This is a genomic window from Paractinoplanes hotanensis (assembly GCF_023717965.1).
Classification (GTDB): Bacteria; Actinomycetota; Actinomycetes; order Mycobacteriales; family Micromonosporaceae; genus Actinoplanes; species Actinoplanes polyasparticus.
The window spans coordinates 53359-74831 of the sequence record NZ_JAMQOL010000062.1; the positions used below are offsets into that span (position 1 = coordinate 53359).

The following is a 21473-nucleotide window of genomic DNA, read 5'->3' on the forward strand; positions in this document are numbered from 1 at the left end:
GCATACCTTTCGCTCACATCACCAGGAACCAGTCCGTTGTCATGGACGGTCCACGCTTGATTCGATCCGCTGGTGCAGCTCCCGATACGGCGACGGCGTATCCGGCTCAGATGACGCCGGCGCGCACCGCGTAGGCCACCACATGGGAACGGTTGCGCAGTTGGTACCGGTCCATCACGCCGTAGATGATCGTCTTGACGGTGCGCACGGAGTACCGCATGTTTTCGGCGATCTGGTTGGTGTCCATCCCGTCGGCCATCAGCCGGAGAACCTCGATCTCGCGAGAGGTCAGTCCGGAGGGAGTGAGACCGTTCGGCTCCAGGATCTCCCGTTGCATCCGGCGGATCTGCCCGAGAAGGTCCCCCATCACGCGGGCCGGCATCACGCTGCCGCCGCTGGCCGCAGCCAGAACACTGTGCACGATCCGCTCACGGTTCACTGTCACTCGCGGGAGGATGGCGACCACCCGATTCTCCACCAGCACCAGCAACTGCGATTCGTCGATCTCCGAGATGACCAGCACGGTCGGACGATCGACGGTCGCGGCCAGGTGCCGCATCTTCGCCATTACCTCGAAGCTCAGCCGGTCGGTCTCGAGGACCAGCACGTCGGCCACATCGTGGGAGTTCTCGCCGACCACAGTGATCTCAGGGTGTCCGCTGAGGTAGCTCGTCAGCCCCTCGGCCACGAGCGCATCGGACGCTCGTACCTGAACACGCACCATCGCCACGAAATGACCTTCCTCGAACCCGTCCGCGTTGCCTCTCCCCACCATCAACGCAGCCCCGCGCGCAGGGTTCAGATGCCTCTCGGAAGGTGCCGGAGCCGGTGAGCAACGGACGGCCGGCACACGGAACAACCGGCTCAAGCAGCGAACCCGCGGAATACACCCGCAGAGTCCTGCGCGGCCGCCTCGGCGTAGTCCGCGAGTTCGACGGCGCCGATCGCCAGGCTGTCCTCGAGGACCGTAACCCATGCCGGCACGATGCGGAACGCTCGCTCCGTCGCCGCCTCCGGCCGGGCACCGGCCCGCCGTCCGCCGGCAACCGCGACTACGAGCAGCGCGTGCTCAGGATCGGCCAGCGCCGCCCGGTCGGCGACGAAGACCACGTCCAAGCCGTTCCGGCCACCTCCGACGGCCAGCACCTCGTCGACCGTCGCGTCAGCCCAGGCACTGTCGTCGACAAGAAGAGGAGACCGGGCCGCGTCGTTTCCGAAGCGCACCATCTCGCGGAACGCGCGCCAGGCGGCCTCATCGGAGTAGTCGGTACGCACCACGACGGCTCCGAAGTTCTTCCGCTCGTTCAGGCCGGGTAAGAGTCTCACGCTGTCACTGACGATCGCCGGAGCCAGGGAGTTCAGGCAAATTCGCGAGAAGGTGAACTCTTCCCTGACGACTCCGTCTTCCGTTCTGATGGCAGCGGAGGGCGTCCCCCGCTTGATCGCCACCCGGGGGTTCGGGCAGGTGTCACGGGTCCGCACCACCACGACGGCGGTCCCGTCGACCAGAGATGGTCGCCGGGACCGCCCGTCCGGAGCTGCTGCTCAGGCGGCGAAGCCCTTCTTCAGAGCGGCCGCCACCCGAACGACGCGCTCGGCCTGGTGACGGGCCGCGTTGCGGGTGTCGTCGTCGATCGTGCCGAGGGCGTCGCCGAACTCGGCGTGGTGCGAGGTCCCGTACGGGTTGCCGTCGACGTACTTGACGGGGTCGGTGTAGCCCGGCGGCACGATGATGCCACCGAAGTGGTAAATGCTGTTGTAGAGGGCGAGCAGGGTGGACTCGTGTCCGCCGTGCCGGGTGCCGGTCGAGGTGTAACCGCTGTAGACCTTGTCGGCCAGGCCGCCCGACATCCACAGCGGCGACAGAGTGTCGAGGAACTGCTTGAGCTGAGCCGCGATGTTGCCGAAGCGGGTCGGCGAGCCGAAGATCACGGCGTCCGCCCACGCGACGTCGTCGAGCGTCGGAGCTTGGCGCTCGACCGTGGACGCGTGGTGGCTGGCCCAGCGCTGGTTGGCATCGATGACGGCCTGCGGCGCCAGTTCGGCGGCTTTCCGGACGCGAACCTCGGCGCCGGCGGTCTCGGCCGCCTTCACCATCACGTCGGCGATCGCCGTGCCGGTTCCGGTCGACGAGTAGTAGATCAGGGCGAGCTTGACGGGGTCGGACATGGCGGGTGTTCCTCTCGAGGGTGATCGGCTCGGCGACGCACCGAATCGGCCGGGATCTGTTGCAGTGCCCACCGTAGAGAACTTTCGGTGATACATCACCTAACAGTGGTGGGTGACACATCACCAATTTGTGAAGTCGCCTCTCGCGGTCGTCGCGGGAGCGTCACTCCTCGAAAGACTCGCTCTGAAGGTTCTCGAGCACCGCCTCGGACATGACGGCCAGCGTGTCCAGCTGCTGCGGCGCGAGCACGTCGAAGAAGAGCCGGCGCACGTGAAGCACATGCAACGGCAGCGCCTCGTCGATCACGGCGCGCCCCTCGACCGTCAGCGCAATGTTCGTGCCGCGGCCGTCTTCGGGACTGGCCTGCCGTTCGACCAGGCCGCGGCGGACCATCCGCGAGATCTGATGAATGATCCGCGTTTTCTCCCAGCGCAGAGTATCGATCAGCTCGTAGACCCGCATCGGCCGATCAGGGGTGACGCGCAGAGCGCTGAGGATCGAGAACTCGGCCAGCGAGATCCCGACCTCGCTCGTCAGATGGCGGTTCATGTGGCGGCGCACGTCCTCCTGCATGACCAGGAAACCGCGCCAGGCCCGGAGCTCGCGCTCACTCAACCTGTCCGGCCTGATCATCACTCCATGCTAGTCGGCACCGCCTCGAGCTCGCCGGACCGGCCACCGGCAGGCCGCCTCATGACGCCACCACCCGGTGCAGCGGGCCGATCAGAACGAGCGGCCACGGTGAGATCAGAGCTTCGACACGCAAGGGCGGCCGGCATCGCCTGGCCGCCCTTCCCACCATCGGCCGGCAGCCCGGACAGCGACGGCTGCCCTCACACTGCGGCCGTCACTTTCTGGCGATGGTTGCCTCGGCGGCGGATCACGAGGAACAGTATCAACGCGAAGACCGGCAGGCCGGCCAGAAGCCATGCGTTGGTCCCGGACCTGTCCTCGTCCGGAGGCTCGACCATCGTGCCGGCGATCCAGGACTGCAACGTGTCGGTGCGGGCGCTGAAGTCCGGCCCGCGGTGGGGACAAGGCGGCCCCGTGCTGACCACGGCCACCAGCTCCGGCGCCCCGCCGACCCGTTCACGGAAGTACGGGCCGCCCGAGTCGTGCGAGCACGGGCTGGTCTCCTGGCGGGGCGCACGCCCGGACGCCTCCATCAGCGTGTCCCCGATCGCGACAACAGTGAATCGGCCGGTCTGCAACCGTGTTGCCGCAACGGTAGGGCCCCCGTCGGTGGCGAGGCCGTAGCCGGTCAGGCGAAGGATCTCCCCCACCGCCGGAGGCGTTGTGCCGACCCGCAGCGGCGTCACGCCGGTGACCTCGGTGGCCAACCGGGCCAGTGCTACGTCGGTCTTGTCCGCTTGGTACACGGCGACAACGTCGACCTCCTGCCCCTCCCGCGTGCGGAGGTCGGTACGCCCGACCGTCGCCGTGGTACGGCGAGCCACGGTACGGCTGACGCGTTGCCCGCTGATGTCCCGGAAGCAGTGCCCGGCCGTGATCACCCACCGCGGCGCGATCAACGCACCGGAGCACCAGCTGTCCCGGGTGCCGCCGCCGGCTGTCGGCAGGCCGGTCGCAGTCAGCAGGACGGAGAACCCGTAGGCGCCGTCGGACGCGTCCTCGCCGTACGCGATCGCCGATGCGCCCGGAGCCCTCAGGCCCAGGACGGCTGCGACGACCAGCAGGACGAGCAGGCTGTCAGCCAGGAATCTACGCACCAGATCATCGGGCACAGCGAGAAGGCGCGGCAGGGACATCGTCACGGCCAGCCACGGAAGACCCCGTCCGACGAGGCGGCAGCTGCCTTGGAGAACTCCTGGAAATCCATGTTCCCGACGCCGAGGTTGGCAATGATCGAATGAGCCTCACTCGGGAGACACCGGAACTCCCGGCCGAATCGCACGACGTCGTCGTACATCTCGTCCTGCGGGTCGTAGGCGGTGACCACCAGCAACAGGTGTTCCTCGCCGGCCACCGCCTGCTTGTCGGCCACCAGAAAGACGTCCAAGTACTCCGCCAGGTATTGGTCCCGACGGACAACTTCGAGGATCTCGTCCGGCGTGGCCTCGGCCCAGGACGGGTCGTCGATGACGAAGTTGTCGACCTCGAATTCGTCGTCCTCCCAATCCTCCGGTGCCTGCTCCAGCGCTTCGAGGGTGCCGAGCCACCCACCGTCGTCGGAGAAGTCCGTACGGATGACCACGTTGGCCGAGCGCTCAACTGCCTCATCGGCGCCCGCGGGAAAAGCTCTCATGCCGGAACAGACGCCCCGCGGACCACCAAGTTCATCACCGGATGCCAGCTCAGGGACCGGCGCGGACGCTACCTCGTCCTACCGAGGCCGGCCACGACGTGGTGGTACCGAGGCGCAAGCGGAGCCAGGTCACTTACTTCAGGTAAGTAACTTATGGGCACTTTTGTATTTGCCGGACGAGGGCGCAGGCTTGCGCTGGCCGGATGGCGGCTGAACACAAAAAGTCTCGGAACAGTCAATGTCAGCCTTTCACGGAGGTAGATCAGTGGTAGTCAGCATCGAGGGCAAACGCCCGTCCGTCGTCGTCCTCGGTGGTGGGTACGGCGGCCTGACCACCGCCAAGGCGCTGGATGACATCGCCGACGTCACGCTCGTCGACCCGTCCGACGCCTTCCTGCACAATGTCGCTTCCTGGCGTGCGCTCGTTCAGCCGGATTGGATCGACAAGATCTTCATGCCTCTCAACCAGCTCCTGCACAACGGCCGGTTCCTGCGAGACCGCGCTGTCGCGGTCGACGGCCGCAAAGTCACGCTGGCGTCCGGCGCGGAACTCACACCTGACTATCTGGTCCTGGCGACCGGGTCGTCGTATCCGTTCCCGGCGAAGGCAGCCGAGGCCGATCAGCACCTGGCCAAGGCGGCGCTGCAGGGTGCGCACGAAGCGCTGCTGAAGGCGCAGCGGTGCCTGATCGTCGGGGCCGGCCCGGCCGGGCTGGAACTGGCGGGTGAGATCAAGCACTTCATGCCGGACAAGGCGGTCACGGTTGTCGACGTCAACCCGGACATTCTGAGCGGGCCGTTCGACCAGGCGCTGCGCGAGGAGCTCAAGCGCCAGCTCGCCGAGATCGGTGTCCGGCTGGTTCTGGGCAGCCCGCTGCGAGAATTGCCGGAGGCCGCGCCCGGCGGCCTGACGGCGGTCGAGGTGACCACCGAAGCCGGCGAGACCGTCACCGCCGACATCTGGTTCCGCGCGTTCGGCGTACGTCCGGCCACCGACTACACGCGCGGTGCGCTGGCCGATGCCCGGGACGCCCGCGGCTATCTGTCGGTTGACGAGCGGTTGCAGGTCAAGGGCATCGAAGGCGTGTACGCCCTGGGCGACATCAGCAGCGCGGACCGTGACACCGCCCTGGCCGCCGGCCAGCAGGCGGCAGTCGTGGCCGCCAACATCCGCGCCGCGGTCACCGGCGAGGGCGAGCCCCGTACGTACGAGCCCGGCCCCACGCTGATCGCGGTGCCTCTCGGCCCGCAAGCCGGAGCGAGCCAGCTTCCCGACGGCGTCACCGGACCGGAAACAACGACATCCATCAAGGGCCAGTCGATGCTGGTCGAGATGTACTCGGTCCACTTCGACGCACCGGAGCGCTGATCAGAGCAGCGGTCGGAAGCTGGGGACGATGGAGCCGGTGAGGTCGTCGCCCCCGCCGCCTCCAGCCACGCCGATCCGCCGGAAGTCGAACCGTCCACGCGGGGCGGAGGCACGTCAACCGGGCTCTCAGCTGAGAGCGGCGTGAGCGGCGGTGCCACGGATGGCGGGGAGCAGAGTTCATTCCATTGAAGAATGTAATTTGTTGAATTAGCCACAGCCCATTTAGTTGCCGCTGAAAGGAACTCACGAAAAGCTGATGTTGGCGCGCCTGACCAGGTCGAAAATGCTCATCCGAACCCCCTCGGTGAGGGGATCCGATCCAGGAGGCATCAGCATGGGCAAGAGAACTCGCACCGCCGCGGGCTTGGCCGCGGCCGGCATCATGGCGCTGGTCGGCTTGCAGGCTCAGCCCGCACAGGCCGCCGTCGACGTCCCGGATTCCGGGCTGAGTATCTTCGAGGGCACGTTTGCCAAGATCTTGCTGTACGTCGCCGAGCCCGACGGCGCCTGCCTGACGATGCCGGCGACCGCGGCCTCGCTCACCGGGGAGCGCATCGTCGAACAGGTCAGCGCTTTCACCGGCCCCAACTGCACCGGTTCACAGCAGAACCTCGGCACGTTCCGGACCTTCACCGCCGGAAAGTACCAGTCCTTCCGGGCGTACTCGTTCTGATCGGCCGCTGAACCAGGAATGCCCACCGCCGCCCGGCAGCCCCTCGGCCACCGGGCGGCGGTGGGCCTTCTGTTGAGGTCAGACCAGCGGCACCGCGCGCTCCTGCGCCAGCCAGGTGGCGAGGATCGCGCCGGCCGAGATGCCGACCGCACCGGGGGTCTCATCGAACATGCCTACGGTCTCCTTCGGCGTCTGTTCAGGTCGGCTGCCTCACACGGCCGCCCCAGCCGGCCTGAACCTCACCGGACAAGGAACGTCTGAAGGGACATGAGAGACACTTCCACCGTGCGCCGCCTGTTGGCTGTCGGGCTCGTCCTGACCGCCGGTGTCGCCACCGGACCGGCCGCCGCTCTGGCCCGGCCGTCCACCCCCGCTGCGGGTACCGCCGGACTGGGTGACCGACTCTTTCCCATGCTCGGCAACGGCGGGTACGACGTCCAGAACTACGACCTCAGGCTGAACTACCCCGAGAAGGACCCGTCGCAGGCCGTCACCGGTGACGTCAGCATCACTGCCGTCGCCACCCAGGCGCTGTCCCGGTTCAACCTCGACTTCGCCGGCCGGGGCCCGGCCCGGGTCGACGTCGACGGCAAGCCCGCACGATTCACTCGTGACGGCGAGGAACTGGTCATCACGCCTCGAGTGGCCCTCAAGGCGGGCCGCGGCTTCACCGTCACGGTCAAGGGCTTCAGCGCCACGCCGGAGCAGCCGGATCCTGAGGCCCTGTACGGGTTCACCGTCACCCCGGACGGCACCGCGCTCATCTCGCAACCGGCCGCCGCGCACCGGCTCTTCCCGAGCAACGATCACCCCAGTGACAAGGCCGGCTTCACGGTCACGACAGATGTCCCGTCCGGATGGATCGGCGTCGCGAGCGGTGTCGCGACAGGGACCCGCAGCGGCCATGGCCGGGTGGTCTCGACCTTCCGGCAGCGTCAGCCGATGGCCACCGAGCTGCTTCAGGTCGCGGCCGGCGACTTCGTCGTACGCGACCGCGCTCCGGTCGGCCGAGTCCGGGTGCGCGACGTCGTGCCCCGCCGTCTGGCCACGCAGCACCTGCCCAAGTTCGAGGCCGAGCGTGAGCAGATCCGCTGGATGGAACAGCTGGCCGGCCCCTACCCCTTCGATGTGTACGGCTCGCTGACGATCGACGTGGCCGCGAACACCGCCTTGGAGACTCAGACTCTCTCCGTCTACGACGCGACGTTCACCGCGCTTCCCCCGGCCAACCTGGAACCGACCATGGCGCATGAGTTGTCGCACCAGTGGTTCGGCAACAGTGTCGCGCCGGCGGAGTGGAGCGACATCTGGCTCAACGAAGGGCATGCGACCTGGTACGAGCTGCTCTGGGCCGACCGGATCGGAGCCGTCGAGGAGAACACCGGCTCGGCGACTAGGGAGGCGCTCTTCAAGCGGATCTATGCGCTCAGCGACTCCTGGCGAGCCGAAGCGGGTCCGGTCGCCCGGCCGAAGTCGGCCGAGGAACTGGCCGACCTGTTCAACATCAACGTCTACTTCGGTGGCGCGTTGGCCCTCTATGCCCTCCAGCAGAAAATCGGTCCGGTCGCCTTCCAGCGGCTTCAGCGCGAGTGGGCCACTGTGTACCGCGGCGAGTCGGCCTCCACCGACGACTTCATCGCCCTGGCATCCCGCTCGACCGGGCGCGATCTCAAGCCGTTCCTGACGTCCTGGCTGTACGGGACCGTGACACCGCCCATGCCCGGCCATCCCGACTGGGCCCCCGCCCAGAACCCGGCCCAGCTCAAGGGCCTGCGCCTGACCAAGTGAGCCGGTAGTAGCCCCACATGGATGGTGGCGGCTCGCTTCGGAGCCGCCACCCTCGGCATCGTCAACCGCCAGGGGTTGTCACTCGGCTGGGAGTGACTCGAGCACGAAGCCGGACGTTGCGATCACCGCATCGTCGGTGCGCTCAACCGTGGCGATGAGACCGTCGCGAACCGCGTTGACCGCGTCACTGGTGAGATAGTCTTCGCCCTCGAAGTAGAGCGCCTCATTTCGCGCATCGGCGGTCCTGTTCGAGTCGGCCATCCGTCGGCCGCCCGCAATGCAGATGACGTGTTCGGCTTCGACGTGTTCACCCACGGTCAGTTCTCCGGGCAACGCCGGTGAGCCCTAGGCCATTCGTTGTGCCGCCGAGGTCGAGGACCCGGCGGCGCACCGACCCGAACAGATGTGAGAAAGATCTGGGCGCCTCTGATGAACAGTCACCCACAACGGCCTGACCTGCGAACAGTGGCGTTTTTGTCGCGTCGCTACTGTGCGGACGACCAGGGGTGACCCGGATACGTTGCCGCGATGCCCGATAGACCACACAGTTCTCTGTCCGGGCGCTACCGCCTGGTCAGCATCATCGGCGAAGGCGGGATGGGCCGGGTCTGGCTGGCCCGCGACGAGCTGCTCGGCCGGGACGTCGCCGTCAAGGAGATCACCCCGGAGGGTTTCAGCCGCACCGAGCTCGGCGATCTGCGCGAGCGGGCGATCCGCGAGGCTCGGGCGATCGCCCAGATCAGCCACCCTTCCGTGGTGCGTATCTTCGACGTGGTCGACGACGGCGAGACTCCGTGGATCGTCATGGAGCTCATCCGATCGCGGTCCCTGCTGGAGGTGGTCGAGCAGGACGGTCCGCTGACGCCCGAGGAGGCGGCCCGGGTCGGCCTGGCCGTTCTGGCCGGTCTGCGCGCGGCGCACCGAGGGGGCATCCTGCACCGGGACGTCAAACCGGCCAACGTGCTGATGACCGCGGACGGCCGGGTCGTGCTGACCGACTTCGGCCTGGCCACGCTGGCCGGCGACTCGTCGATGACCCGCCCCGGTGTCGTGCTCGGTTCGCCGTCGTACCTGGCGCCAGAGCGGGCTCTCGACGAGCCCGCCGACGCGAAGGGCGATCTGTGGTCGCTCGGCGCGACACTGTTCACCGCGATCGAGGGTCACGCGCCCTATCAGAAGTCCAGCCCGATGGCGACGCTGTCAGCGCTGATGACGGAGCCACCTCCGGTTTCCGAACGGGCCGGCGTCCTCCAGCCCGCGCTGGTCGCTCTGCTGCGCAAGAATCCGGACGAACGCGCCGACGCCGACGAGGCCGAACGGCTGCTGAACGAGGCTCTCACGGGCGGTACTCCATCAGTGAGCCCGGCCGGGCCGGTTTCGCCCGGACCTGCTCCAGCCGACTCTGCCCCCGCCGGGCTCCAACCGTCGGCGCCCGTCGGCACCGCACGAACCGACCGCACGACTGCGCCGTTGCCGTCAGCGGGGGCCGGGGCGCCTCGGCGACGCTGGCTGATCCCGGCGATCGCCGCTCTGGTCCTCACCGGCGGCCTGGCCCTGGCTCGGCCTTTCACCGCCGTCACGTCGTCCGGCCCGCCCGCACCGTCCGCGCAGTCCGTGCCCACCAGGTCGGCTCCGGTCGCCCGATCGCGCGGACCCGCCGTGCCGGCCGCCACCAGCCGGCGTCCGGCCGCGGCCACCCCGACAAAAGCGCACACCGTTTTACCACCGGCGCCCTCGATCTCTCCCCGGGCCACCCCGGCGCGCTCCGCCGCCACGGCTGCCGCACCAGCTACGTCCAAAGCCACCGTGGCCCCGGCTCCGGTCGTCGGCAGCCAGATCTGGAACCACGGCACCGGCACGTGTCTGCACCTGCCGGGCGTCGGCCGAGAGGTGCAGCTGTGGCAGTGCAACGGCTCGGACAACCAGCGATTCCACTTCCCCGGAGACGGGACGCTTCGCGTTCTCGGCCAGTGCGTGGAGCCCCGGTCGACCGGGCGCGGCTCCCGGGTGCGCGCCATTGCCTGCTCCGGCTCGGCCCGGCAGCAGTTCACCTTGAACACGGCTCGCGACCTGGTCCATGTGTCGACCGACATGTGCGTGGACGTGACCGACTGGAACAGCAGCAACGGCGCACCGGCGCAGCTCTGGACATGCGCCGGCACCGACAATCAGAAATGGAACTGAGCCACGGCCGGACAGAATCGTGCCGTTCGGCGCCCGGCCCCGTGAGGATGCCGGCACCTGCCTGCGAAGAAGGAAGCACATGCCGGAAGGCTCACGAGTGGTTCTGTGCCGGCCCGCGCTGTGGGTCCCCGAGCACACGATCAGCGTCGAGGAAACGCTGGAACTGAACGGCACCACGAACTACCTGCGCGAGATCAGGCGGGCGTTGCCCGGAGTCGTGGAGGAGGCGCTTGGGTCCGCAGCATTGGGGGCGTCCGAGATCGATGCCATCGTCTTCGTCTCCCCGGCCGCTTCGACGATGACACCGATCACCGCCTGGATGATCAACATCCTGGGTTTCCGCGGCGACGTGCGGCAGATTCCGATCACCCCGCCGGGTGGCGGTGCCGCTGCGGTCCGTCGGGCGTACGACATCTGCGTCGCGTCTCCCGGTTCGAACGTCCTCGTGGTGATGTGCGAGCTCGGCTCCCTCAGCCGTCCGTCCACGGCCGTCGATGTCGAGACGCTGCTGGCCGACACACTGCCCGGCGACACGATCGCGGCCGCCGTGGTGCGAGGGCCGGGCGGCGACGGCATGACGTTGCGCCCCGATCCCGCGTCTGTCATGCCGGGCTTGGTGGCCCGGAGGCCGGACGAACCCGGCGCGTTCGAGGATCTGTAGCCCCTTCTCCTCCCGCCACAGCACGCGTTCCGCCACGAGCAGGAGACGACCGGATTCTCCGGATCCCCACCTCCGGAGCCGAGTAACTGATCGCCGGTTCACCTGCTACTGCACTGGTGTGAGCGACATCTCACACAACGCGAATGATCCTCGCGATCCGACACGCGTCGGGGTGTACGTGACTGACAATTTTGCGATACGTCCATGGCGATCCGACGACCTCGCCATCCTGCGGGCATCCGAGCCGCTCTTCGCCCCGCCGACCTACCCGCAGCGCTTTCTGTCGGGCTGCCGCCGTCTGCGCCCCTTTCATCAACGGGTTTCGGACCAGCTCACCGCGCCCGGGCGGCGGTGGACCGGACAGGTCGTAGTGAGTGAAGATCAACTGATCGCGCTGGCCGAGTGCTCCTGGGAGCCGGCCGACCCGGAATCGGCCGTGCTCACCGTCAATGTCGCCTACCGGTGGCAGGCCGGCGGACTTGGCCGCCGGGCGCTCCGCGACCTGGTCAGCCGATGCCTGGGCATGGGGCTGACCACGTTCAGCATGGACTACGCGGCCTCGAACGTCACGCCGACCGCCATGCTCCATGCGATCGGCGCCGAGGCGGGCGTACGCTACTCGCTGAGCTCGGTGACGCGCGCCGGGCTGGGTCACATGACCATCCGAGCCGCAAGCTGATCAGCAGAGAAAACCGCTACGCCGCCGCGCCGCCGGACCTCTGATCCAGCTCCGCCAACCGACGCCGGATCTGTGCCTCGTGTTGCGGATCCGAGTCCTTTCCCAGATCTTGCCGCTGGTAGAGACCCTTCATCGTGAGTTCGAGCGCTGCCCAGATGACCGTGCACAATATTCGCGGCGCCACGAGGCGGACGCTCGTCCCACAGCAGCGCGATGAATTCCGCCAGACCGACCGGCCGGCTCGCACCAGAAGCAACGCGAGGATCAGGCGCTGCTGGCGCGAGCCCGGATCGACCTCTCGTTCACCGCGCCACACCCACACCGGACCGTAGGGAACTCACCCGGATCCCCGGTCACGCGAACTCTCCCGTCAGCATCGCGATCCGTCAGTGAACACACTTCCAGCCCAGGCGAACGCGATCATCGGACCGGCTCGTCTCCTGGCTCCGGACCGGACCGGCTCGGCGCCCGGGCCGTGCGGTCCGTCAATGAGCGTTGGAATCTGAACCCACCCACCAGGGGCCCCGTCGTACGGCATGCCGGTCCGATCTTGGCGTAGTGCCGCCAGGAGGAGTGAGCGGCCCACCGACACAACGACATCGACATCAACATCAAGGAGTGCACTCATGTCCACCTGGTTGGTCACCGGCACCTCCCGGGGCCTCGGCCTCGAGATCGTCAAGCAGTTGCTGGAACGGGGGGACAACGTCGCGGCGACCACCCGTTCGGCCCACCGCCTCACCGAGGCCCTGGGCGCGACGCCCCGCGACCGGTTGCTGCCGCTGGAGCTGGACCTCACCGACGAGTCGGCCGTCGACGTGGCCGTCTGCGCGGCCGAGGACCGTTTCGGCGGGATCGACGTGGTCGTCAACAATGCCGGCTACGGCTTCCTGGGAGCGGTCGAGGAGACCACCGCCGCCGAGGTTCAGCGGATGTTCCAGGTGCAGGTGTTCGGTGTCTGGAACATGCTGCGCGCGGTACTGCCCGGCATGCGGACCGCCGGTCGCGGCCACATCATCAACGTCTCATCCGTCCTCGGCCTCACGGCCTTCCCGGGCTGGGCCCTCTACTGCTCAGCCAAGTACGCCCTCGAGGGTCTGTCGGATGCGCTGGCCGGCGAGGTCGCCGGATTCGGCATCAAGGTCAACGTCGTCGAGCCGGGCTACACACGAACCGATTTCCTGCGTCCGCCGGCGCTCAGCCTGCCGGAACACCACGTGGAGGGATACGACGCCATCCGCACGATGACCGACGCCCACCTGGCCATGGGGGGCACTCAGCTCGGCGATCCGGTCAAGGTCGCGACCGCGATCATCGAGGTCGGCGACTCCGGTAAGGCGCCCCTGCATCAGCTGCTCGGTTCGGACTCCTACCGCCTGGGCCAGGACCGTGTGCGGGCCCTGGCCCAGGACTTCGAGGCGGGCCGGAAAACGGCGGTCAGCACCGACACCACGCCGGCCTGAGCCGTCCGCAGCGTTTCCCCTCCCCGACTGAACCCTGCGCCCGCAGTCTCGTCCTGTAGATCGGCTGGCGGCGCTCCCGGCGCCCCACGGAAACGCCGCCAGCCGCATGAAAACGCAGCCAGAACCCAGGGAGCCCGATGAGTGGACGGCGAGCGGACCTTCACCGCGGTGACCGGCGACATCGTCCACATCCCCCGGATGGTTCGGCACCGGTTCAAGAACGTCGGCGTGCACACCACGAGACTGCTCTTCATCTACACCCCCGCCGGCGCCGAAGGCCTGTTCGTGGAAGGCGGCGACGAGCCGAAGCCGGGCGTACAGGTCGACAACTGGGGACCCGAACGTTTCGACGACCGCATGCTGGGCCTGTTCCACAAGTACGGCGTGGAAGCTATTAGGCAGGGTCGCCGGTCGGATCGGTCCCGTCACAGACGGCTCGGCTGAGCCCGTTGCACCAGGAGAGAGTTCTCAATCAGGCACATTCCCTTGGTTCTTCTCCAGGGCGGCCGCCGCCTCACGGAACAGGCGCCGAGCCGTCGTCCGCCCTCTGGCCAACCTGGCCATCTCCGGGGGTGGAACCACCACGACCGGACAGGCTTGGTGACGGACGCACGCCCGCACCACTTCCCCGGCCGGCCAGCGGCGCCCGGCGCCGATCACCAGCAGGTCGCGGGGCGAGGTGACGCTCTCCTTGAGCACAATCGGCGGCCAGCCCTCGGCCGTCCGCCGGACGACGGGCAGGTCGGCCGGAACTTCTCCGGCCGCTTCCTCGAAGGCCTCGACGATGGTCCGGCGGGCCTTGTCGGCCAACGTTCGCTCGTACTCCCGGTCGGGCCAGGCCCAACTGCTCCTGTGACACACCCAGGCTCTGACCGCCATCAGCCGCGAGTCACGCCGGCGGGCCTCAGCCACCGCGAAGCGCAGCGCTTCGAGCCCCGCCAACGACAACGAGATCCCCACCACAACCTTGGCTCGCTCACCCCGGTGTGGTTCAGCGTGATCCGAGCTGCCGGTCTCGGACGGCCGGCGATATCGAGGGGGCGAACCGTCGCCGGCCATGTCGTCGCTACCCACGTCGCTACCCTCCGCTCCTGGGCCGCCATCGCTTCGAGGAACTCGTCAGCGATCGTCCGGAGGCGGCCGGCGAGCAGACTGGTGAGGCGAGCTTGAACACCGGGGCCCTCAGCAGGCGCAGGCGGGGGTGAACCGGCGGGCGCCCCGCGACCTTCGCACGTGGTCGCGGGGCGTTCATCCCGGCGGCACCGGGCCGTGGGATCACGCGCGTCAGACCACCGGCCGCAGCGCCGGTCCGGTGGTGCCGAGTTGCTCGGTGGCGATGACAGGCGGCACCGGCCAGGTCACCCCGGCCGGCGGGAACTTCTGCCCGGTCCGGGCCAGAAACTCCGCGGGCGGCTCGTAGAGCGGCGGCTGCTGCCCGTCCGGGATCATGCTGGCCCAGGTGAGGCCGGCCGTACGCTCCTGGAACTCGTTGCTCATGCCGGCGAGCAGGGCGGGTTGTTCGATCAGGTCGACCGCTGCCGCGGACAGGTAGCGGGCGGCCGACAGCATCGCCTGGTGCCCGATGTTGGTGGCCGCGGTGGAGGTGAACGCCCAGTTGTGGTTGGTCAGCCCGGGCGGGAAGGCGGCCGCGAGCAGCACCGCCGTCGGGGCCTTCCAGCTGATGTCGGCCGTGTCGGTGGACAGGCCGCCGGTGTAGGCAGCCGCGGGCGGGGCCAGCGGGGTGAGCGTCGTCGGCATGCCGGTCTCAGGCTTGCCGAGCGCCTTCTGCAAGCCTTTGGCCAATGCCTGGTCGGCCGCGGTGAAGACCGGGGGGCCGAGCGCCAGCATGTTGTCGTTGAGCAACTCCGATCCGGTCTTGCTGCCGAGCAGGTTCCACGTGCCCGAGTGGAACTTGTGGACGAGCCGGGTCTGGCTGGCCCGGGCGGCGGCTTCGGCGCAGTCCACGATCTTCTGGTGCAGCACCCGGGCCCGTTCGGGGCTGCCCTCGCGGACGAAGAACCAGATCGAGCACATGTCCGGGGTGACGTTGGGCGCGCCGCCGCCGTTGATGATCGCGTAGTGGAACCGCCCGGACGGCGCGACGTTCTTCTCCCGCAGGTACTCGGTCATGGTGGCCATCAGCAGCGCGCCGTCGAGCCCGCTCTTGTTGCCCAGCGGGGAGCCGCCATGCCCCGAGGCGCCGAGGAAGGTGAAGGTCGAGGAGATCAGGGCACTGGTGGTGTTCCAGAACGGCACGGTCGCGTTGAACGGATGCCAGTCGAGGAAGGCGTCCAGGCCGTCATAGACGCCGGCCTTCACGGCGTACGCCTTGCCGACCAGATGCTCCTCACCGGTCGACCCGAAAAGCTTGACCGTCGCTCTGAGTCCGTTGGCCCTGATCGCCTGCGCGGTGGCGATCGCCGCGGCGGTGCCACCCACGCCGAGCAGATTGTGCCCGTCGCCGTGCCCCGGGCCATAGGCCGGACCGTAGGCGTCGTAGTTGTAGACCAACGGGTCGTGCGCGGCCACCCCCGCCTTCTGCGACAGTCCGGGCAGGGCATCGTACTCGGCGTTGAAACCCAGCACCGGCCCGCCGGAGCCGTAGGTGGCCACGAAGGCCGCGGGGAGACCAGCCGAGCCCCAGTCGATTGTGAAGCCGTTCGCCCGTAGCAGGTCGGCGTGGGCCCGCGACGAGTTCCACTCGCGCAGGGACAGCTCGGCGTGCTTCCAGATCGTGTCGCTCAGCGCGACCAGCTTGGTCTTGTTGGACTCGATCCAGGCCAGCGCGGTCTTCTTGGCGGCGCTCGTACGGGCGAGGCCGGTCGGCGGCCGATAGGTGACCGGGTCGACGCCGTGCGCTTCGTCCCAGCCGAGAGTCGCGGCCAGCACCGGGTCGGCGGCCAGCACCGCCGCGGTGGTCGCACCGGCGCCCAGGCCGAACATCTTCAACAGACGACGCCGGCCGTCCTGGAACCGCTGATCCGATTCATCTCTCTTATGGTCCACACTCGACGAACGCGCAGAACCGCGGGGAGTTCACCTTTGCCCGGCATTCATGCGGACCGCGGCCGACTCGACTCAGGGTCAGAGGCGGGTTGACGGGCGTGCTGTTGTGCTGACGAACTGGGATGACTCCGCCGGAAACAATGTCCATTGTGGGTGAACCTTCCGCCGGCGGCTACGTCGGGAGCGTCAGAACCCTAGTGCCGACAGAGTGGAATCGCATGTCCGTGCCAGAACCATACGACCTGGACTCCGATGGTTACTTCAGCGACCCGTATCCGACCTACGACCGGATGCGGGTTCAGGACCCGGTCTACTTCGATGAGAGCAAGGGTCTGTGGTACGTCACCCGCCACGCTGACGTGCTGGCGCTGGCCCGGCACCCGAGCACCTCGGTGAACCGGGTAGAGGCGTTCTTCACCGGAGTGTCCCCGGAGCTGACCGACGAGGTCGCGGTCGTCCGGCGGTTCTTCGACTGGCTGGTGTTTCTCGACCCGCCCCAGCACGCCCGGCTGCGCCGTCTGCTGATGAAGGCCTTCTCGCCGGCGGCCGTGGCGCGTCTGGCGCCCAGCTTGAAGGAGATCGCCGACGACACCCTCGACGGCCTGGCCGACCGGGACACCTTCGACGTGGTCAACGACTACGGCGTACCGGTAACCCTGCAGCTGATCGCCCGCATGATCGGCATCCCCGACCACGACATCCCCACCTTCAAGGCGCTGGCCGACGCGGCGATCAAACCGCTGACATGGACCGGCGACCCGGACAGCAACGTCATCGCCGCCTACGACGGCGTCGTCGGCCTGGAAGCGTTCTTCCGCGCCTTGATCATCGAACGGCGCAACCGGCCCGCCGACGACCTTCTCTCCCATCTCACCCGGGCCGAGGACGACGGCCAGGCCATGACCGATCAAGAGATCGTCTCGACCTGCGCCATGCTGCTGGTCGCCGGGCACGAGACCAGCGCGAACCTCATCGGCACCGGCATACTCGCTCTGCTGCGCCATCCGGACCAGCTCGACCTGCTGCGAGCCGACCCCGCACTGATCGACTCGGCGGTCGAGGAGTTCCTGCGCTACGACGGATCCGGCGGCGGCATCGGACGGATCGCAACCGAACCGATCGAGCTCAGTGGTGGCCGCATCCCGGCCGGACAGCTGGCTTTCGGCCTCACCCACGCGGCCAACCATGATCCAGCAGTGTTCGTGAAACCGGGCCGCTTGGACATCCGGCGATCGGACAACCGCCACCTCGGTCTCGGGCACGGGCTGCACATGTGCCTCGGCGCCCATCTCGCCCGCCTGGAGACACGGACTGCAGTCCGCGCCCTCCTGCGCCACCGGCCCGAGATCACCCTGGTCACCGAGAAGCCCGTCTGGATCAAAAGTCTGTCCCACCGGGGAGTCCACGAACTCGTGGTCGCCGGTTGAGGAGCCCTCGCACTCCTGAGCGCTGAGGTGGCACCGGCAGATCAGAGCGCAGCCGGGGCCGGCCGAGGCCCCGGCTGCCACCGCGGCCCCGGCTGATGGGCTGAGGCTGACGTCGCTTCCGCGTCACCCGTAGTTGACGGGTCTCCAGTGCTGGTAGTGGTTGTAGTTCGACTCGGCGTCATCGTCGCGGGTGTAGACGTTGCCCTTGGTGTCACCGTCGAGCGCCCCGCGGGTCCGCGAGTTGACGTATTTCGAGTAGCCGCCCTCGGCCGTGTAGCTGTTCCACTTCTGATAGCGGTTTCCGCCGCTGGAGTCGCAGGGCAAGGTATAGACCTTGTAACTGTCGTTACTGTCGAGGCAACGGCCCGTCGCCTTGTTCTGGAACTGCGTACTGCTCGGCCTCTTGTTCCAGGTCTGGAAATCGTTTCCCCACACGCAGGGAAGGGTGTAGACGTCGCCCTGGCTGTTGCTGTCCAGGCACCGCCCGGATTTCTCGTGCTCCAGATGGAAGTCGTACAACTCCGCGTGCGCCGCCGACGGCATGATCACTATTCCGGCAGACATCACAAAAAGGCCCGCGAGGGCACCGAGAATCCGCTTCATTCGCATCATTTTCTCCTTCTTTCCGGTCGACCGGGACGATATCCACTGAATCACCATGTCGCCGGGCGGACAAGCGAACAATCCGCGCATCCGTTCAGACCCACAGCGGTAATCTTCGCGAACTCGAGGTCAACCGATGAACTATCTCGAATAGTGCGCGTCTGGACTCCGTCGCAGCATTTGAATGGGCAGCATGCCGAGCAGCACCCCTGCCCCCAAGGTGTCGCGGCGGCGAGCGCGTCACCCTGCCCTCCGCCGGCTGCGGCGACTCCGGCTGCTGCACGCTGTCATCTTGGTCGCTCACGTAGTCCTCGGAGGCCGTCCCGTCGCCGCGATGAGGTGAAGTCCATCGCGAACTGGGGCTGATGCCGAACACGAACTTGACCCCCGGGCCGGTAGCGTTTTCCGGCGTGCACTTCCACTCGATTCGTGAACCGACGGACCGTAGACCTCAAAGTTCACTGTCCGACGAATGTCACAATCGCCGCCGAACCATAGGGTGATTACTTGAGGCGAACGAACAGTGGGCGACAATTCGAATTGGAAAGAAGGAGGCCTTTATTTCATCTCGTTGCCCTTACGTCGATGCGTCGTCATCCTTAGAGTCCGTGCCTGTCGATCAAATCGGATCGATTTGACAGAGGGAACAGGATGCAAAAACTCGCACTTCCTGTCGTCGCGGTCATGGTGACGACACTGCTGATCCCGCAGCACGGCGCCTCGGCAGCTGAGCCGTCGCCCCAGCCCGCCGCCCAACCCGAAGTCCAGCAGATCGGCCCCGGCATCCACCTGTCCGCGGACGACAGCTACCGGATCTTCGAAAACGACGTGCCGGCGGGTCTGATGGGCCGATCCCACGCTGTCGCAGGCCAGGACGGCAACACCTCGCGCGCGCGGGACGCGCCCGTCGGCCGCCCGGACCTCAAGGTCTTCGGCCCGAGCTGGGAAGCCCGCTTCCTCGGCGGACAGCTCAACCGGAGGCTGACCCCGGGATCCCGCGAGATCACCACGACCGATCTGGTCAGCAACAAGTCGTTCCGCTACAAGCTGACCCGCTCCATCGCCGGGGCCGACGGCGGCAACACCAGAACCTACCTGGCCATCGACGGCTCAACCCTGGTCGAGACCACCAAGTCGGACGCTCTCACCGGCAGATCGAACAAGACCCTCGTGGAGACGCTGAACGTCGACCTGACCACGACCCAGCCGGGTGACGACGCGTTCGTCGACGAGTCGGGTAAGCCGATCCCCGCGCCCGGCCTGCAGCCTTCGTACACCTGGAAGCAGGTCAGCAGCGGCGACTGGCGCATCACCGCGGTGGGCAACAAGGCGCACAAGGGGTCCACCATCTCCTACGACCGCCTGGGCCGCGTGTCCACCATCAGCGAGCCCGTCCGAGGCGACACACCGGCACGATCGCTCAACGTCAACTACGCTACCGTGACGACCGCGTCGGGTGCGCGCCTCGGCGACGTCAGCGGCCAGGCGAAGGACATCACCCTCACCGTCGGGCAAACCGCGCGGACCCTCGCGCGCTACTTCTACGACAGTTCCACGCTGCTGCGCGAGGTCACCAACCCGGCCGCGGGAACCGACCTGAACAACTACACCTATGACAGCAACGGCCGTGTGTCCACCGTCGTCACAGACGGAGGCGCCCGCTGGGCACTGACGTACACCAGTAACGCTGTTGTTCCCCAGGCCCGCCAGACCGGCTGGGAGGCCACCGACGGGGAGTTCTCCGCGATGGCATCGTCCCCCTCGTACTGCAACACAGCCAGCTCGTGGATGTATGGCGTCGCCTGCAGCACACATTCGGTCGCTCACTACGGCTGGCGCGGCCCGGTCGTCAAATTCACGGGAGGCATCCCCGTGGTCGGGCTCAACCACGACCACTGCACCAGCGCGCCGGACAACCCATTCGGGTTCGACTTCAACCCCGCCTGCGACTCGCACGACTTCGGCTACGGCATCATCGGCAACAGCTACTTCCCGGGATTCCCCCAATATCTGGACCGCGGCCAGAAGGGTGGCGTCGACGCCGAGTTCTACAACATGCTCTACAACTTCATCTGCCCGAAGTACGGCTCGTCGACGAGTGCCTGCAGGGGCACGGCCTGGGTCTACTACACGGCCGTCGGCCTCGGCGGGAACCCGGTCAACGGCGCGCGGGCCACCGGCTGCACGGTATGCCGTCTGGACCACGAGCCCTCCGGCCCGTTGAACGCTGGATGACTGTGATCCGGGGCGGCTCATCTGAAGGAACTGACATCCACCGCTCAGATGAAACCGCCCCGGATCGACAGGCCAACCCCGAGATGGCCGAGCAGGACCGCCGGCTGCGTGTGGAGGTTGCTGAGTTGCGCCGGGTCAACGAGATCCTGCGTCCAGCTGTCTCGCGGAGGAGGTCGCCGAGATTGTGCTGTTCCTGGTCGATGACCGCGGCAGTAACATTAACGGCACTGTCGTGCTGGCCAAGGGCGGCGAGCGCAGCTCCATAATCGTGTTGACCGGCCCAACCGCGGTGCCGCCGACAGAGCCAGGAGCGGTGGGCGAGTTCGAGCCGGACACGGTCCAGCGCGGACAGCATGCACCCGGCGGCAGCGGTGACCAGCCGGTCGACGAGGTCGGCCCGGCCGGCGCAGGGCGGCCTGCAGAGCGGCGAAGCGCTCGAGTTCGGCGTGAGCCGCGACATTCGCGAGGGCCGAGGCGACCAGCTCGGCGAACTTGCCGAGGCGGACCTTCGTCTCTTTCGGCAGGCCTGCCAGGGCGTACCCGGCTATCTGCTCTGCCCGCGCGCAAACACCCTGACCGTCACTGCCGTTGAATGAACCCCAGAACGGCATTCTTCTCGCTGTCGTCCGGAAGGCGGAACCACGCGACAAAGCAGAGCTCCAACGCCGCATCGGGTTCCGAACAGTCGGCGTTCTGCTCAGTCAATCGGCGGAACAGCCCGCCGACCGAGCTCATCACAAGACTCTCTCACCCGGCGAGCCGATCGGCCGGATACCAGCCCAGGGAAACGTCGAGCTGCCTCCCCCGTTGCCGAGCCGCGTCGTACTGCAGGCCGAGAATCTCGGCCATGGACACGACAGTCCGGGTGACGCCGCGTCCAGCCGTGGCAGCCGCCCCGCTCCACAAAGACGGGGAAACAGCGATGCCCTGATCGGCACGGAGCACCTTG

Annotated in this window: 23 protein-coding genes; 11 read left to right on the forward strand and 12 right to left on the reverse strand. The window is 67.7% G+C overall.

What is annotated here, in order from left to right:
• Nucleotides 1–106: 106 nt before the first annotated feature.
• From LXN57_RS39250 to LXN57_RS39275, 6 genes are all read right to left on the reverse strand, one after another.
• Nucleotides 107–730: a helix-turn-helix transcriptional regulator gene (locus LXN57_RS39250; RefSeq protein WP_251803302.1), complete on the reverse strand. Its 624-nt coding sequence runs from the start codon at nt 728–730 to the stop codon at nt 107–109.
• Between the two features lie 134 nt (nt 731–864).
• A complete protein-coding gene (locus tag LXN57_RS39255; protein ID WP_251803304.1) occupies nt 865–1488 on the reverse strand; it encodes a DUF6924 domain-containing protein in 624 nt (207 codons plus the stop codon).
• Nucleotides 1489–1545: 57 nt separating this feature from the next.
• The gene (locus LXN57_RS39260) at nt 1546–2169 is read right to left on the reverse strand and encodes a flavodoxin family protein (RefSeq protein ID WP_251803305.1); all 624 of its coding nucleotides are present in this window, start codon (nt 2167–2169) and stop codon (nt 1546–1548) included.
• Nucleotides 2170–2332: 163 nt separating this feature from the next.
• Complete coding sequence (locus tag LXN57_RS39265; RefSeq protein ID WP_251803306.1) at nt 2333–2743, reverse strand: MarR family winged helix-turn-helix transcriptional regulator; 411 nt, start codon at nt 2741–2743, stop codon at nt 2333–2335.
• A gap of 260 nt (nt 2744–3003) precedes the next feature.
• A complete protein-coding gene (locus LXN57_RS39270) occupies nt 3004–3939 on the reverse strand; it encodes a S1 family peptidase (protein WP_251803324.1) in 936 nt (311 codons plus the stop codon).
• Nucleotides 3940–3941: 2 nt separating this feature from the next.
• Nucleotides 3942–4436 carry a DUF6924 domain-containing protein gene (locus LXN57_RS39275; RefSeq protein ID WP_251803307.1) on the reverse strand — a complete coding sequence of 165 codons (495 nt, stop codon included), beginning with the start codon at nt 4434–4436 and terminating at the stop codon, nt 3942–3944.
• Between the two features lie 265 nt (nt 4437–4701).
• On the opposite strand from LXN57_RS39275, the gene LXN57_RS39280 reads away from it, so the two are divergent.
• The 3 genes from LXN57_RS39280 (at nt 4702) to LXN57_RS39290 (ending at nt 8266) form a co-directional block, all read left to right on the forward strand.
• A complete protein-coding gene (locus LXN57_RS39280; RefSeq protein WP_251803308.1) occupies nt 4702–5805 on the forward strand; it encodes an NAD(P)/FAD-dependent oxidoreductase in 1104 nt (367 codons plus the stop codon).
• Nucleotides 5806–6139: 334 nt separating this feature from the next.
• Nucleotides 6140–6478, forward strand: a complete 339-nt coding sequence (locus tag LXN57_RS39285) for a hypothetical protein (RefSeq protein ID WP_251803309.1) — start codon at nt 6140–6142, stop codon at nt 6476–6478.
• 267 nt (nt 6479–6745) lie between these two features.
• On the forward strand, nt 6746–8266 hold the full coding sequence (locus LXN57_RS39290; RefSeq protein WP_251803310.1) for a M1 family metallopeptidase: 1521 nt from the start codon (nt 6746–6748) through the stop codon (nt 8264–8266).
• A 78-nt stretch (nt 8267–8344) separates the two neighbouring features.
• Here LXN57_RS39290 and LXN57_RS39295 read toward each other — a convergent pair whose 3' ends face one another.
• Nucleotides 8345–8581, reverse strand: coding sequence for a hypothetical protein (locus tag LXN57_RS39295; protein WP_251803311.1), 237 nt, complete (start codon nt 8579–8581; stop codon nt 8345–8347).
• A gap of 213 nt (nt 8582–8794) precedes the next feature.
• On the opposite strand from LXN57_RS39295, the gene LXN57_RS39300 reads away from it, so the two are divergent.
• From LXN57_RS39300 to LXN57_RS39320, 5 genes are all read left to right on the forward strand, one after another.
• Entirely contained in the window at nt 8795–10450 is a 1656-nt protein-coding gene (locus LXN57_RS39300; RefSeq protein ID WP_251803312.1) for a protein kinase domain-containing protein, read from the forward strand.
• Between the two features lie 79 nt (nt 10451–10529).
• On the forward strand, nt 10530–11111 hold the full coding sequence (locus LXN57_RS39305) for a beta-ketoacyl-[acyl-carrier-protein] synthase family protein (RefSeq protein WP_251803313.1): 582 nt from the start codon (nt 10530–10532) through the stop codon (nt 11109–11111).
• Between the two features lie 370 nt (nt 11112–11481).
• Nucleotides 11482–11790, forward strand: coding sequence for a hypothetical protein (locus LXN57_RS39310; RefSeq protein ID WP_251803314.1), 309 nt, complete (start codon nt 11482–11484; stop codon nt 11788–11790).
• A 626-nt stretch (nt 11791–12416) separates the two neighbouring features.
• Nucleotides 12417–13253, forward strand: coding sequence for an SDR family NAD(P)-dependent oxidoreductase (locus LXN57_RS39315; protein ID WP_251803315.1), 837 nt, complete (start codon nt 12417–12419; stop codon nt 13251–13253).
• A gap of 141 nt (nt 13254–13394) precedes the next feature.
• Nucleotides 13395–13697: a cupin domain-containing protein gene (locus LXN57_RS39320; protein ID WP_251803316.1), complete on the forward strand. Its 303-nt coding sequence runs from the start codon at nt 13395–13397 to the stop codon at nt 13695–13697.
• Between the two features lie 24 nt (nt 13698–13721).
• Here LXN57_RS39320 and LXN57_RS39325 read toward each other — a convergent pair whose 3' ends face one another.
• Together LXN57_RS39325 and LXN57_RS39330 are read right to left on the reverse strand one after the other, a co-directional pair.
• Nucleotides 13722–14327: a universal stress protein gene (locus tag LXN57_RS39325; protein WP_251803317.1), complete on the reverse strand. Its 606-nt coding sequence runs from the start codon at nt 14325–14327 to the stop codon at nt 13722–13724.
• A 210-nt stretch (nt 14328–14537) separates the two neighbouring features.
• Complete coding sequence (locus tag LXN57_RS39330) at nt 14538–16196, reverse strand: amidohydrolase (RefSeq protein ID WP_251803325.1); 1659 nt, start codon at nt 16194–16196, stop codon at nt 14538–14540.
• 281 nt (nt 16197–16477) lie between these two features.
• Here LXN57_RS39330 and LXN57_RS39335 point away from each other — a divergent pair, with 281 nt between their 5' ends.
• Nucleotides 16478–17686, forward strand: a complete 1209-nt coding sequence (locus LXN57_RS39335; RefSeq protein WP_251803318.1) for a cytochrome P450 — start codon at nt 16478–16480, stop codon at nt 17684–17686.
• A gap of 123 nt (nt 17687–17809) precedes the next feature.
• Here LXN57_RS39335 and LXN57_RS39340 read toward each other — a convergent pair whose 3' ends face one another.
• Entirely contained in the window at nt 17810–18250 is a 441-nt protein-coding gene (locus LXN57_RS39340; protein ID WP_251803319.1) for an RICIN domain-containing protein, read from the reverse strand.
• Nucleotides 18251–18973: 723 nt separating this feature from the next.
• Here LXN57_RS39340 and LXN57_RS39345 point away from each other — a divergent pair.
• Nucleotides 18974–20524 carry a phospholipase A2 gene (locus LXN57_RS39345; RefSeq protein WP_251803320.1) on the forward strand — a complete coding sequence of 517 codons (1551 nt, stop codon included), beginning with the start codon at nt 18974–18976 and terminating at the stop codon, nt 20522–20524.
• Between the two features lie 371 nt (nt 20525–20895).
• The gene (locus tag LXN57_RS39350) at nt 20896–21120 is read left to right on the forward strand and encodes a hypothetical protein (RefSeq protein ID WP_251803321.1); all 225 of its coding nucleotides are present in this window, start codon (nt 20896–20898) and stop codon (nt 21118–21120) included.
• Here the strand turns inward: LXN57_RS39350 and LXN57_RS39355 are convergent.
• The gene (locus tag LXN57_RS39355) at nt 21104–21259 is read right to left on the reverse strand and encodes a hypothetical protein (protein WP_251803322.1); all 156 of its coding nucleotides are present in this window, start codon (nt 21257–21259) and stop codon (nt 21104–21106) included. The genes LXN57_RS39350 and LXN57_RS39355 overlap by 17 nt on opposite strands.
• Nucleotides 21260–21271: 12 nt before the next feature.
• Nucleotides 21272–21473 (reverse strand): hypothetical protein (locus LXN57_RS39360; protein WP_251803323.1); only part of this gene is annotated, 202 nt, incomplete at its 5' end.